General features: G+C 55.3%; 13 protein-coding genes. 7 read left to right on the top strand and 6 right to left on the bottom strand.

Translation table 11 applies throughout. From position 1 onward, the window contains the following. The first annotated feature begins 7 nt into the window (after window positions 1–7). From AC4FIA_RS08995 to argE, 3 genes are read left to right on the top strand one after another with little or no spacing between them, the layout of a single operon-like run. Complete coding sequence (locus AC4FIA_RS08995; RefSeq protein ID WP_490365560.1) at window positions 8–190, top strand: hypothetical protein; 183 nt, start codon at window positions 8–10, stop codon at window positions 188–190. Between the two features lie 22 nt (window positions 191–212). Then, complete coding sequence (locus tag AC4FIA_RS08990) at window positions 213–1,397, top strand: M24 family metallopeptidase (RefSeq protein WP_490365559.1); 1,185 nt, start codon at window positions 213–215, stop codon at window positions 1,395–1,397. A gap of 3 nt (window positions 1,398–1,400) precedes the next feature. Further along, complete coding sequence (argE, locus tag AC4FIA_RS08985) at window positions 1,401–2,570, top strand: acetylornithine deacetylase (protein ID WP_490365558.1); 1,170 nt, start codon at window positions 1,401–1,403, stop codon at window positions 2,568–2,570. On the opposite strand, the gene AC4FIA_RS08980 is transcribed toward argE, so the two are convergent. Continuing rightward, the gene (locus AC4FIA_RS08980) at window positions 2,567–3,574 is read right to left on the bottom strand and encodes a LacI family DNA-binding transcriptional regulator (protein WP_490365557.1); all 1,008 of its coding nucleotides are present in this window, start codon (window positions 3,572–3,574) and stop codon (window positions 2,567–2,569) included. The genes argE and AC4FIA_RS08980 overlap by 4 nt on opposite strands. 86 nt (window positions 3,575–3,660) lie before the next feature. Between AC4FIA_RS08980 and AC4FIA_RS08975 the strand changes: the two genes are divergently transcribed. Beyond that, window positions 3,661–4,830, top strand: a complete 1,170-nt coding sequence (locus AC4FIA_RS08975; RefSeq protein ID WP_490365556.1) for a phytanoyl-CoA dioxygenase family protein — start codon at window positions 3,661–3,663, stop codon at window positions 4,828–4,830. Window positions 4,831–4,873: 43 nt separating this feature from the next. Here AC4FIA_RS08975 and AC4FIA_RS08970 read toward each other — a convergent pair whose 3' ends face one another. Genes AC4FIA_RS08970 through ectA form a run of 4 tightly spaced genes read right to left on the bottom strand, consistent with a single transcriptional unit; the run spans window position 4,874 to window position 8,566 of the window. Continuing rightward, window positions 4,874–6,295: an aspartate kinase gene (locus AC4FIA_RS08970; RefSeq protein ID WP_490365555.1), complete on the bottom strand. Its 1,422-nt coding sequence runs from the start codon at window positions 6,293–6,295 to the stop codon at window positions 4,874–4,876. Between the two features lies 1 nt (window position 6,296). After that, window positions 6,297–6,698 (bottom strand): ectoine synthase, encoded by a 402-nt coding sequence (locus AC4FIA_RS08965; protein ID WP_490365554.1) that lies wholly within the window; start codon window positions 6,696–6,698, stop codon window positions 6,297–6,299. A gap of 4 nt (window positions 6,699–6,702) precedes the next feature. Continuing rightward, a complete protein-coding gene (gene ectB, locus AC4FIA_RS08960) occupies window positions 6,703–7,989 on the bottom strand; it encodes a diaminobutyrate--2-oxoglutarate transaminase (RefSeq protein WP_490365553.1) in 1,287 nt (428 codons plus the stop codon). 46 nt (window positions 7,990–8,035) lie between these two features. Beyond that, window positions 8,036–8,566, bottom strand: a complete 531-nt coding sequence (ectA, locus tag AC4FIA_RS08955) for a diaminobutyrate acetyltransferase (RefSeq protein ID WP_490365552.1) — start codon at window positions 8,564–8,566, stop codon at window positions 8,036–8,038. 231 nt (window positions 8,567–8,797) lie between these two features. On the opposite strand from ectA, the gene AC4FIA_RS08950 reads away from it, so the two are divergent. The 3 genes from AC4FIA_RS08950 to AC4FIA_RS08940 all read left to right on the top strand — a co-directional run bounded on the left by AC4FIA_RS08950 (window position 8,798) and on the right by AC4FIA_RS08940 (window position 12,259). After that, on the top strand, window positions 8,798–9,280 hold the full coding sequence (locus tag AC4FIA_RS08950; protein WP_103910111.1) for a MarR family winged helix-turn-helix transcriptional regulator: 483 nt from the start codon (window positions 8,798–8,800) through the stop codon (window positions 9,278–9,280). 230 nt (window positions 9,281–9,510) lie between these two features. Beyond that, the gene (locus AC4FIA_RS08945) at window positions 9,511–11,172 is read left to right on the top strand and encodes a BCCT family transporter (RefSeq protein ID WP_490365551.1); all 1,662 of its coding nucleotides are present in this window, start codon (window positions 9,511–9,513) and stop codon (window positions 11,170–11,172) included. A 166-nt stretch (window positions 11,173–11,338) separates the two neighbouring features. Then, window positions 11,339–12,259, top strand: coding sequence for an MYG1 family protein (locus tag AC4FIA_RS08940; RefSeq protein ID WP_490365550.1), 921 nt, complete (start codon window positions 11,339–11,341; stop codon window positions 12,257–12,259). A 4-nt stretch (window positions 12,260–12,263) separates the two neighbouring features. Here the strand turns inward: AC4FIA_RS08940 and AC4FIA_RS08935 are convergent, their stop codons facing one another. Further along, the gene (locus tag AC4FIA_RS08935; RefSeq protein WP_490365549.1) at window positions 12,264–14,009 is read right to left on the bottom strand and encodes a response regulator; all 1,746 of its coding nucleotides are present in this window, start codon (window positions 14,007–14,009) and stop codon (window positions 12,264–12,266) included. Window positions 14,010–14,026: the final 17 nt, after the last annotated feature.

Genomic DNA, 14,026 nt, shown 5'->3' with positions numbered 1-14,026 from the left:
TTTATGAATGATCATTCATATTTATTCTACTTTTGCCGCGATTTTAGGCACTTGTCCAGCACGCAAATGCGCCGTGGAAAATGACGCAACGGCGCAAATACAGGTCGAAAGCTGCGAACTCTTTGAAAATGAACTTGATTTTTATCCATTGGCAGAGTTTCGATTGCACAGCGCGACGGCGCCTGCCTGACACCGCAAAGAAAGACCCATCCATGCCCATCCAGAACGCCCCCTTCGAACAAGCCGAATACGATCGACGCATCGCCCTGACCCGCAAAGCGATGGTCGAGGCTGGAATCGAAGTTCTTTTTGTCACCAACCCGTCCAACCAGAATTGGCTGACCGGCTATGACGGTTGGTCGTTTTACGTCCATCAGGGCGTAATCCTGACACATGATGGACCGCCAATTTGGTGGGGCCGGATGCAGGATGCGAATGGGGCGAGACGCACTGTCTGGATGGAAGATGAGCAAATCATCTACTACGCTGACCGCTATATTCAGGCGACCGACATTCATCCGATGGAAGACCTTGCCAGCCATCTGCGTATCATGGGCTTTGGCGACAAGCGCATCGGTATCGAGATGGAGACCTATTTCTTTACCGCCAAGGCATTTGCCGTTTTGGCCGATACCCTACCCGAAGCGACCTTCATCGACGCATCAACCCTTGTGAACTGGCAGCGCCTGATTAAATCGGATGCCGAAATCGGCTTTATGCGCCGCGCTGCTCGCATTTCGGAACTGGTGATCGAACGGGCCATCGAATTGGCAGAGCCAGGCATGCGCAAACATGATTTGGTCGGTGAATTGTTCAAAACCTCTGTGCAGGGTGAAGCAGACAGTTGGGGCGACTACCCCGCGATCGTCCCCTTGCTGCCCTCGGGCGAAGATGCCTCGGCCCCGCACCTGACATGGAATGGTGAGGCACTGAAATCTGGCGAGGCCACTTTTATTGAGCAATCCGGCTGTTACCGCCGCTATCACGCGCCCCTGTGCCGGACGATTTTCTTCGGCAAACCGCCGACCCATTTCAGTGATGCATCCGAAGCACTGACCGAGGGTCTGAATGCGGGCATCGAAGTAGCGCGTGCAGGCAACCGTGCCTGTGACATTGCGCGCGCACTCGATGCCGAACTGCACAAAGTCGGTATCGAACGTCCCAACCGCTGCGGTTATGCCGTGGGTCTCAGCTATCCTCCCGATTGGGGCGAACATACTGTCAGCCTTCGCGCATCCGATGAAACCGTGCTAGAACCGGGCATGACGTTCCATTTCATGCCAGGCTTGTGGATGGATGACTGGGGGCTGGAGACGACCGAAACCATCGTGATCCGCGAAGACGGCCCTGCCGAGCCCCTGTGCAATATTCCGCGCCAGCTGTTCATCAAGGACTAAGCCATGACCCCTGCCCGTCTGGACCACTGCAAAGAGATCCTTGAAAGGCTGATCGCCTTTGAAACCGTCTCGACGGACAGTAACTTTGACATGATCCACTACCTTGCCGGTCTTCTGACCGAAGCCGGAGCAACCGTTGATGTGATGACCTCACCTGAGGGTGGAAAGGCGAATATCTTTGCGACTTTGGGCAAAAGCCGCCAAGGCGGGCTGCTTTTGTCCGGTCACACCGACGTGGTGCCTGTCGAGGATCAGGCTTGGTCCAGTGACCCGTTCAAAATGGTTGAAAAGGATGACCGTCTTTACGGGCGCGGCACCTGTGACATGAAGGGGTTCATTGCCGCCTGCATGGCGTCGCTGGATGTGTTGAAGAACGCCTCGCAATACCAGCCGATCCATTTCGCCTTTACCCACGACGAAGAAGTCGGTTGTCTGGGCGCACATACCTTGGTGCAGGAAATGCGGGAACGTGACCTGCGCCCCCGCTTGGCGATTGTGGGCGAACCCACGTCGATGCGGGTCATTGAGGGGCATAAGGGCTGCTGTGAATACACTGTTACGTTCTCAGGAACCGACGGCCACGGATCGCGCCCCGAGATCGAGGTCAACGCGGTGGAATACGCCACGCAATATGTGACGCGCCTTTTGGAAGTTCGCAAAGAACTAGAGGCCCGTGCACCGGAAGGGTCGCAGTTCGTCCCACCGTGGAGCACGATCAATGTCGGGGCCCTACATGGTGGCAGCGCCCATAATGTGATCGCATCCAAGGCAACGCTTGAATGGGAAACGCGGCCCGTCAACATGGCCGACCTGAACTATGTCAAAGACGAAATGGCCGCCTGTCAGAATGCCCTGATCGACCGGATGCATTCTGTATCGAGCAAAGCGGATATTCATCTGGAAATCATCGGGGAAACCCCCGGATTGGAACCGATGAAAAACAACGAGGCGCGCGATCTGGTAAGCACTTTGACCGGTGCCAACGGGTCTGATCTGGTCCCCTTTGGCACAGAGGCAGGACTGTTTCAGGGTCTCGGCATGGATGTGGTTGTTTGCGGACCCGGCTCGATCGAACAGGCGCACAAGGCAGATGAATTTGTCAGCCTTGAACAGCTGGATCTTTGTCTGGATATGCTGGCCAGACTGCCCCGTGCGCTGGCAGCAAGCGCCTAAAGCAGCGGACAGGCGATACTGATTTCGGTTTCTTCTATCGAAACATCGGCCGGTAACAACCTGTGATATTTCAACAAATGCAATGCAACCCGCCGCGCATCCTGTCGGAAATCATGGTGCAAAACAAAGCTTAGCCGCCCCTCATCCAGAAGACGCCGGTTGGTGTCATCCAAGTCATGCGCGGCAAACACATCGATGTCGCGCCCGGCTTCGGAAAAGGCCTCAAGCACGGCGCGGTTGCCGCCGCCAATCGAATAAACGCATGTGATATCGGGGTTCTGCGCCAAAGCTGACAGGACACTCGCCTTGGTCGTCTTGTTCACCCCCAAACCTTCGGACACCGTTATGATCGACGTGTCAGGCAGATGACGCGCCATGTGATCCGCAAAACCATCTCGCCGCTGCTCTTCCCCCAAAAACAACTGGCTAGAAAGCGTGATCAGAATACCGCCCTTGCTCTGCCTCATGCGCTGCATCAGATAGGCCGCAGTCGCCCCCGCCTTGCGGTTTTCCATGCCCACATAGGCCAACCGCAGCGGATCGGCGACGTCGGTTACATAGGTGACAACAGGAATCCCCCGCTCTGCGATTTGGGACAGGCAGGCTTCGACCCTTGGGGTCGCAGGACATTTCAGAACGATCCCATGACTGCCCCGCCGAGCGATGGCTTTCAGCTTTGCGACGATGTCCCTGTCATCAATTCGTTCAAACAGATGAAAACGCGCACGGATCGAGGCGGGCTTGACCAGAGGCAACTCTGCCTCAAACGCCGCTCGAACCGCCGAGAAGAAACGCCTTGGCGACTGGATGAAAACATCGATGGTAAACCGACGGCCTTCGATCCGGCTTGCCGCATATTGCCTTTCCAGTTCTTCAATCGCAGCGGCGACACGATCCTTGGTAATCTGGCGAACATGTGACCGCGCATGCAGCGCCCTATCGACGGTCGCCGCGCTTAGTCCCGCCTGAAAGGCGATTTCCTTGATCGTAAATTTCTGGGTCATACCGAATTTGAGGTCTTTTTGAGGTGATTTACAACTATTTTCAGCAAGCAGCCGCACGCATCCTTGGCGACGAGGAGGATACAGCCATGACACTTCATCAAAGACCGTCCAGACCCGTTTGGATCGCCCAAGACAGCGGAGATTTCGAGCATTTCAAAACGCTTGCGTCGCAACGCACGCAGCCCAGCAGCGTCCCGAACGCGGCGATGGTTGTTGAAAACGTGCCCGTCTACGAGGGCGCAAAGGTGGATGCCGCCGCGAACAACCCCGAGGCCCGCAAGGCGCTGATGACGGAATGGGCGCAGGTGTTTTCCGAAGGCGCGGGCATTATCGTGGTAAAGCAGGCCCTGCCCGATCACGCGGTGATTGATGAGGCATCGAAGGTGTTTGATCGGATCATCCAACGTGAAAAGACCGAAAACCAAGGCGGCGGTGACCATTTCGCCAAGCCAGGTGCCAATGACCGCATTTGGAATTCTCTGGAAAAACATTGCCTGACAGACCCCGCCAATTTTGCGGCCTATTACAGCAGTCACACGCTGGCGATGGCCGCCGAGGCATGGTTGGGTCCGGCCTATCAGATGACGGCGCAAGTTAACCGCGTGAACCCCGGTGGCGCTGCGCAGAAACCGCACCGCGACTACCACCTAGGCTTTATGCCAGAGGCGCGTATGGCACAGTACCCGTCACACATTCATGGTGTGTCACCGCTTTTGACGCTGCAAGGTGCGGTGGCGCACTGTGACATGCCGGTTGAAACTGGCCCGACCCTATTGCTGCCGTTCTCCCAGCAATTTTTCGAAGGATATCTGGCTTTTAACCGCCCAGAATATCAAGCGTACTTCGCAGAAAACCACGTGCAGCTTCCGCTTGAAAAAGGCGATGCCGTGTTCTTCAACCCTGCTGTTATGCACGGCGCGGGGCACAACAAGACGACCGATATCAAACGCCTGGTGAACTTGCTTCAGGTGTCTTCTGCATTCGGGCGAGCGATGGAAAGCGTCAACAGAAACGCGATGTCCAAGGCCGTCTTTCCCGCCTTGCAGCAAGGTGCCGAGATGTTGAACATAGCCAACGTGATCGCCGCCACAGCCGAGGGCTATCCCTTCCCGACAAATCTGGACCGGAACCCACCAATTGGCGGCTTGGCCCCTAAAACGCAGGCCGAATATCTGACCGAGGCCGTGCAAGAAGGTTGGGATTTCGCAAAGCTGTCCGAAACGCTGGACGCCCTAGAGTTCAAGAACGCCACCTGAATGTAAAAAAGGGCGCGCCGTTGTCGGTGCGCCCTCTGATTGTTTATGCGGCCAGCGAAATCGGATCGCTGCTTTCGGCTTCAAAGAAGGTTCCGTGAAGCGCCTGAATGGCTTGGTCACGCACGTCGCGTTCGACAATGAATTGCGTATCGACGTTCCGTGGACCATGCGCGGCACCGGTGGGATCAAGCCCCGCATTTGCCAAAGCAACCAGCCCGCGCGACAGCACGTTCAATCCGTTCAGATCACGACCAATGACAGAAACCAAGGCCAGCTTACGCGCAACAATTTCGGCCTGCGGGTACTTCGCAGCCAGATCGGCCTCAACCCGCCGCATGGATTTAAGCGACCCATCCACATAGTGCGTGATGGTGTTGGCGTTGGACACTTTGGCCACGATCCGCACGTTGTGCCGTGTCAGCGCATCCAGAATAGCCGCGTCATAGCCTTTGACGCCGACCATGTCCTGTTCGAACACCTCAAAGGCGATGATGTCCAAGCCAGTGACCATTTCGACCGCAGGCGTATCTGCCGAGGCCTCATCAATGACCGTGCCCGGATCGTCCGGTTCGAACGCATTGGCGACCCGCAATGGCACCCCTGCCCGACGCAGCGTTTTGGCTGCGGACGGGTGGATCGCTTCCATCCCTAGGTTCGCCATCTGGTCCGCGACGTCATAGTTCGTGTGCCCCAGTTTGCGCACCGCGCCCTGCCCGACCACGTTGGGATCGGCCGATGACAAATGGAATTCTTTGTGAATGATCGCCTCGCGCGCGCCGGTTTGCGCGGCGAGCTGCGAGAACGTCACTTCGGAATAGCCCCGATCATAGCCGCGCATCAGGCCTTCACTGCACTGGGCATAGCCCGTTACAATCGGCATCTCGGATGCCAGATCAATACCATCCATCGCGTTCGCAATGCGGGTTTCAAGCGTCACGTCGCCTTCGTCGCGCCAACCGGACAGGTCGACACAGCGCGCGTTCACTCCCGCCCGTTGTAGCATAAGCGCAGCGACATAAGCTGAATGCGCCTCGCCCAAGCCTGACAGCAATTCGCGCACCTGCATCAGATGTGCTGTCAATTGGAAGTGCCCGTAAGAACAAAGCCGCTGCAAATCGATCAGGCAGTTACGTGCACCTTCGATGCGATCCTGCACAAAGGTCGTGGCCTGTGCGATGTCCGCAGAATGATCCAGAACCGCCGTGTGGGCCTCAATCATCGCCTGCGCGGTGCGGGTCAGTGCCTCGTGCCAGCCGTGATCGTCATCTGCATTGGCAAAAGCGGCATAGACGCCAGCATCGCCTGATTTCTTGTGCTCTAGCAGAAGGTTGGTGATGCCGCCAAAGGCAGACACCACAAACACGCGGCCATAGTCGGCCGTCCCGTTCCGCAAGAACAGCGTATCGCGCAGTTCATCGAGGCGGGACATGGATGTCCCACCGATTTTCTCAACTGTATGGGTCATATCAGGCGTTTGCGTCCTCGGGCGCAGCATAGGACCCGTCTTCGCGGTGCACCTCGGTGCCAGTGACCGGCGGGTTAAAGCAGCAGGCCATGACCAGCTCTTCTTCGGACCGCAGAACGTGGCGGTCATGCTGATCAAGCGCATACATTACGCCCGGCTTAATCGCATGCGTTTCGCCAGTGGCCAGATCGGTGATCGAGCCCTTACCCTTCATGCAATAAACGCTTTCGAAATGGTTTTTGTATTCGAACGTGTGTTCGGAACCGGCCTCAAGCGTGGTGATGTGAAACGAAAAACCCATGCCGTCATTGGCTAGCAGCATGCGCACGCTCGTCCATTTCGCGTCCGAGACAACGCGATCCTGATCCGAGTTCATGATTTCATTAAAGTCACGTACAATCATGGTGTTACTCCGCTGCAATCTTTGTTGTTTCGGTCTTGGCTACTGCCGCTTGGATCAGAATATCCAAGCCTTTCGCCAACGTACCATCCTCAATTGTCAGAGGCGCGAGGATTTTGACAACCTCATCGTTGGGGCCAGATGTTTCGACGATCAAGCCATTTTCAAAGGCTTCGGCGCAAATTGCGCCCGCCAGATCACCCGATCCGACGTCGACACCGCGCATCATGCCACGGCCTTTCAGATAGGCCCCCGGCACCATTTCGGCGATTGTTTTCAATCCGTCTTCGATCAGTTTGGCGCGGCGTTTGATGTCGGTCTTCAGCGTGTCGTTTGACCAGAATTTTTCAATGGCTACACGCGCGGTGACGAATGCATGGTTGTTGCCACGGAACGTACCGTTGTGTTCCGCAGGGCCCATCACGTCGTGATCGGCACGCACCAGAACCAAGCCCATAGGCAGACCAAAGCCCGACAAAGATTTCGCCATCGTCACGATGTCAGGCTGGACGTCCATATCGTCGAAGGAAAAGAACGAACCGGTCCGGCCGCAGCCCGCTTGGATGTCGTCAATGATCAGCAGCGCGCCATGCTTTTTCGCCAGTTCGGCAATACGACGAACCCAAGGGCCGCTTGCGGCATTCAGACCGCCCTCACCCTGCACAGTTTCCAGAAGGATCGCAGCCGGAGCATCAAGGCCCGATGACGCGTCCAGCAGCATCTGCTCAAGCAGATCAGCTGTGTCGACGTTCGTGCCCATATACCCATCGTAAGGAAGACGTGTAACGCCAGACAGCGGCGCGCCAGCACCACCGCGGTGATAGCTGTTGCCAGTTGCGGCCAGTGCGCCCTGCGTCACGCCATGAAAACCGTTGGTGAACGCGATAACGTTCGTACGACCCGTAGACTTTCTCGCAATCTTGATGGCGGCCTCAACCGCGTTGGCACCCGTCGGGCCAACGAACATCAGCTTATGATCCATGGAACGCGGCTTCAGGATGTGGGTTTCGAACGTCTCGATGAACGCACCCTTGGCGCCCGTGTGCATGTCTAGACCATGGGCGACGCCATCATCCATGATGTAGTCAACCAGCGCGGCCTTCATATCCGGATCGTTATGGCCGTAGTTCAGCGAAGAGCAACCGGCGAGAAAATCAATGTAAGTGCGCCCCTGCGCGTCTGTCATTTCGGCGTTCTTGGCCGAGGTGAAAACCGTATCGAAACCACGGCAGTAGCTGCGGGCATCAGATTCACGGCGTTTAAAAATAGGCATGGTGGAGGTGCTCGTAGTCATTACGGCCTCTTTTCTTGCTATGGAAAGAATTGGTGAGTGCGCGCGATCAGGCAGCGCGTGCCAGTGCTTCGGGCAACTCGATGATCACGAGGTTTTCCGAGCTGTGGCAATCTTGGAAGTGCTGGTCTTTTGTGTAATGCGACTTGCTTGTCAGGTCGCCACCGCTGACGCGGCTGAATTTCCGGAACAACGCCCAAGACGCGTCGTTGTCATCGGTAATTGTGGTATGAAGCCGTTCAACGTCGCTTGTGACATCGCGATCCAGAATGTCTTTCAACATGCGGACGCCAACGCCGTGGCCGCGCGCCTCGGGGGCTACGGCGACCTGCCAAACGAACAAAGTGTCGGGGTCAGACGGCACCAGATAGGCCGAGATCCACCCGACCATCTTGCCGTTCAGTTCAGCAACCACGCATGTTTCAGCAAAGTGATCACACTGGATGATGTTACAGTACATCGAGTTTTCATCGAGAGGCTTACAGTTCCGCACCAAGTCCCAGACCTTCGCTCCGTCAGTGGCACTGGGTGTGCGCAGTCGAAGTGTGTCCTTTTGGGTCTTTGAGCGAATACTGTCCATCTTCACCATCCATTTTTGCTTCGCCGATCTAAGTATCATGCTTTCAAAAAATTTCAAGAAGCTAAGTAAAATTTGCGACAATATGAGCAGCTTAGCGCAAAATGCCTTAATTTACTGAGCAAAGTCCATAGAAACGCTAAGCACTTCGCTTTGATAAACAAATAATTTGTACTCCTTCAAATCGGAATATAAACATGTATACTTTGTAGACCTAAGCACTTTGAGGACCGTATGGACCGTATCGACACGAGCCTGATTGCCCTGCGCCGCATTTTGCGGGCCACTGACCTGTTTGACCGTGAGATCAAACAAGCCACCGGCATCACGCCCGTTCAGTTTCGCGTCCTTCAGGTCATTGCCGAGAAAGGGCTGGCGACAGCCAAGGAAATCTCGATCCGCATGCGGGTTAGTCAGGCGACGGTTACATCGTTGATAGACAAGCTGGTGCGTGTGGGCATGGTCACGCGCGAAAAATCGGCGTCCGACCGTCGTCAGATCAACATCCACATCACCGATATCGGACAGCAAACAATCAAGGATGCACCCGATCCATTACAACAGCGGTTCGTACGAAAATTCGATGCGTTGGAAGATTGGGAACAGGCCATGCTTGTAGCAAGCCTTGAACGCGTCGCGGCCATGTTGGACGCTGACGAGATTGATGCGTCGCCAGTTCTTCATGCCGGTGACATCAAACATACCCACGACGCCTAAGCCAACCAGCACAACCCTAGAAACATGTGCGCCGCGCGTTGCAGCACAGATACGTGTATGGCGTTTACAAATTCCGTCCTAGTGCCGACGGATCATCACGATCGATCCAAAAGCGTCGCTAGAGGCCGTAGCAGTGTCGCGTTCAGACCCGACACTATCCAAAGGGAACCAAACACTATCTGTGGAAGTTCCGAAGACAATAAATGCAATAAGTGAACAGGGGGAATTACATGACTGACACTTCCAGCGACCCATCCGACGGCATTAGAAGCCCGGACGGCGCTGCACACCGCATTGAGACCGACTACGAGATCGGTCAGCACAATGTCGAAGGCAGCGTCGGACCTTTTGGGTTTGATATCCACAATCCAGTTTTTGCCATCTCGGGCGCGGCAATCGTGGCGTTCGTTTTCTACACACTCGCCCTGCCCGATCAGGCAGGCAGCCTGTTCTCGTGGCTGTTTAGTGCTGTCACCAAAGGCTTTGACTGGTTCTTCCTTGGCGCGGCGAACATCTTTGTCATCTTCTGCCTTGTGCTGATCGTGACACCGCTCGGCAATGTTCGGCTTGGCGGCGTGGAAGCGCGCCCTGACTACAATTATGTCGGCTGGTTCGCGATGCTGTTCGCGGCGGGCATGGGCATCGGCCTGATGTTCTATGGTGTGTCCGAACCGATGAGCCACTTCTCATCCTCGATGGGCGGCACAGCTGCCGAAGGCGGCGTTCGCACAGACTGGGCACCTTTGGGTGCTGCAGCCGGCAACGAAGCTGAAGCGGTTCGTCTGGGCATGGCAGCGACGATCTTCCACTGGGGCCTGCACCCCTGGGCGATCTACGCGGTCGTTGCACTGGCGCTGGCCCTGTTCAGCTACAACAAGGGCCTCCCCCTAACGATCCGTTCAGCGTTTTACCCGATCTTCGGCGACGCTGTATGGGGCTGGGTTGGTCACGTCATCGACATTCTGGCCGTGTTCGCAACGCTCTTTGGCCTTGCGACATCACTTGGATTTGGTGCAACGCAGGCAAACGCGGGTCTGAACGAACTGTTCGGCATTCCGACAGGTTCGACATCAGAAGTGATCCTGATCTCGGTTATTACGTCCATCGCGCTGGTTTCCGTGCTTCGTGGCCTTGATGGCGGCGTCAAAGTCCTGTCGGAAATCAACATGGGTCTGGCGCTCCTGCTGTTGATCTTTGTTCTGCTGGTTGGGCCGACTGTGTTCCTGATCTCGCTTTTCTGGGACAGCCTAGTTGCCTACCTTCAGTATCTGCCCGCTCTGTCAAACCCGATTGGCCGTGAAGACGTGAACTTCTCGCAGGGTTGGACATCGTTCTACTGGGCTTGGTGGATTTCCTGGTCGCCCTTCGTTGGCATGTTTATCGCCCGCGTCAGCCGTGGCCGCACTGTCCGTGAATTCGTGATCTGCGTTCTGCTGATCCCGTCGATGGTCTGCGTACTTTGGATGGCCGTATTTGGCGGCACAGCCCTGCATCAGGTAATCACAGACGGCTATACAGTCGCTCAAGATGCGGCCCTTGAACTGAAGCTGTTCAAGATGCTAGATGGCCTGCCCCTGGCAAGCATCACATCTTTCATCGGCATCGTTCTTGTCATCGTGTTCTTCGTGACATCGTCGGACTCCGGTTCGCTGGTGATCGACACGATTACGGCTGGCGGCAAAATCGATGCGCCGGTTCCCCAGCGTGCGTTCTGGTGCATCTTTGAAGGTGCTGTTGCGATCGTACTGCTGCTGAGCGCCGGTGGTCTTCAGTCGTTGCAGTCGATGGTCATTTCCACAGGCCTGCCGTTTACGGTGGTTCTGCTGGTCATGTGCTTTGCGATCTACAAAGGCCTGATGACAGAACATCATCACGTTAAGAAAAAAGCCTAAAAAATAACTCTAAGGGCCTGCAGTGTAGCGTCACCGCAGGCCCTTTTTGTGTCAGATGGCTTTTCTTGGTGCCATCAGAGACAGGCTAAGGTAAGGACGCGGCATTAAATGACGACTATCATTTAATGAATTTTCGCAGCTCCAAGAACCAAGATCCGAACAGCGTATGTCAATCACCCACCTCGTCACCCATTCCGGCGGATTTCACGCTGATGAAGTTTTGTCCACGGTTGTCCTGTCGCGGCTCTTTCCCGAGGCCACGCTGATCAGAAGCCGTGATACCGCATGGATCACCCCGGGTTCAGGCAAGATCATTTACGATGTCGGGCGCGCTTATGATGCTGACGCCGGGATCTTCGACCACCACCAGAAACCGAACCCCCTGCGCGACAATGGCCAGCCCTACAGTTCGTTCGGCCTGATCTGGCGGCACTTCGGCAAAGACTATCTGGCCGCGCTGGATGTGCCCCAAAGCGATATCGACGAGGTCCATGCGAGCTTTGAACAAAGCTTTGTTCTGCCCGTCGATCTGCTCGACAACGGCGCGATTGATCCTTCTGCTGCTGGTCCCCTGTCGGGTTTGACCTTGCCTGTCCTTCTGGAAACGCTGAAGCCGTCTTTCGACGACATCCGCGATGAGGCGGATAACAGCGCATTCGTAATGGCTGTAAATGTCGCCCGTCACTTTGTCGAAGCGGGCATCCGCGCAAAATCCGCCAAACAACGGGCCGAGGCATTGGTAAAACAAGCCATCAAGGCCGCTGGTGATGGCCGTGTTCTTGAATTGCCAACCGGAATGCCCTTCCGCTCGGCCATCGAAAGCACAGGCGCGGATCACCTTCTTTTCGTAGTGCATCCCCGCAACGACGACTGGACGCTGACAACAATCCGCAAAGGCGCTGATACGTTCGAAAATCGCGCCGACCTGCCCGCGTCATGGGGTGGATTGACAGATGCAGCGCTTGAGGAGGCAACTGGGGTAAAAGGTGCCAAATTCTGTCACAACGCCCTGTTCATCGCCGTGGCCGACAGTCGTGATGCTATTATGGAAATGGCGCGTCTGGCTGTTTTGGAAGTGGGAAACTAGGCCTTCACCCGGTCGCGGCTGACGGCCCCAAGTCAAGCTTTTCACCGTCGAACGCTTTGATCAAAGCGGCATTCAGTTCGTGGACATCAAACGGCTTGTTCACCACCCCGTCTGCGCCAGCCTCCATGATCCTGTCCAACTCGTCCGAAACCGAAGATGCGGACATGCCGATGATCTTAGCCGTTCGCCCCTGCGCACGAAGCTCTTTGACCAACTCGATCCCATCCATTTCCGGCATGAAAACGTCGGTCATGATCAGATCAAAGTCCTGATAACACACCGCAAGCAACGCCTCGCGTCCGTTTGTTGCGACGTCGACTTTCGCGCCAATCTTTTCCAGCATGCTTTGCGCCAGGACGCGGATGGTAAGGTTGTCATCGACAACAAGAACAGATTTGCCTTTCAAATGATCGCCACCTGTCTTTTCCTTGTGAAGAGAACTTACTTTACCACTGATGGCCGCCTTGGCAGAAAATTCCAAGATAAACCTGCTACCGCCCTTCGGAATGGGCTCGTATCGCAGATCCCCACTCAGCTTTTTTGAAATTTCACGGGTAATGCTTAGCCCCAGACCGGTGCCGTCAGCACGGGTATCCCCGCGTTCGAATGCATTGAACAGCCGCTCGGCCTTTTCAGGTGCGATGCCCTGGCCATTGTCTTCAACCACAATTGTAATGCTTTTCAGGTCTGGTCCGGCATCACGCTCGCTGGCCGAAACCAGAACCTGATCCCCGCCAGAATGAAGAATGGCATTGTTTATCAGGTTCCGGAGAGACTGCTGAATAAGTTGGCTTTGCGTCAGTATGCATCCATCCCCAAGGCCGGAAAAATCTGAAGCCAGACCAACACCCTGATCACATGCGATCACCCCCATCAGCTCGACCTGATTTTGAAGAATTTCGGTCAAATGAACAGGACGCGTTGCCGTCAGCAGCATTTCCTCGGGTCTGGCCACACTGCGCAAAGAATCCAGCACTTCAAGCAACTGATCCGAAAGACCGCCGATCAAGGAGTAATCGACGCCATCCTTTTCCTGATCCTTACTGTCCATAATCATCTTAAGAATGGCCGCTGGTGTGCGCAGTTCGTGGGCAATCACCGCATACATCTGCGCCTGCCTTTGGGTCTGGTCATCCAACAGCTCTTGTTGCGCGATCAGTTCCTCATTCGCCAACACCAGCTCCTGTCGCCCGACCTCAAGCGCTGCATTGGCCGCTTCAAGTTCAATCTGCTGCTGCCTGCTTTCCTCAAGGCGCTGCTTTGTAAAGCGCACAAACATGTGAATTCCCGAAATTAATATCAGGCTACATATGAAAAGCCTTATAAATAAATTTTCGTCATATGTCGCGCCCGAAATAACTGGCACGGAAAACAAAAGCAAAAAACCACTGGACAATATTAAACCCAGTTTATTCGACAATAGCAATATAGGGGTGACGGATAAAACGGGGACGATTGATAGAAAATAAAGCCCGTTATGCCAAGTTGCCACAATTGATATTGGATATAAAATCAGAGACAATGTCATCCCAAGGATAAATCTTTGCTTCCGCCAAACGAGCCCACCTACTCCGATCGCAAAGAATATTCCGGTGCCTGTCCATACGACGGCAAGGCCCTCGAGCGGTGCAACGGTAAGAATGAGCGCGAAGAGGACGGACGCGAAAACGTAGAACCCGAAAACGGCGTCGCCGACCTTCGAGTTCAACAAAATACGCTCCTCCGCAACAGAAGACGCTGTCAATGACATGGCCAGCCGATCCCTTC

It is taken from the genome of Thalassococcus sp. (assembly GCF_982780845.1).
Note: the sequence above shows the minus strand (reverse complement) of the source record. Positions and strands in the feature narration are given on the sequence as shown.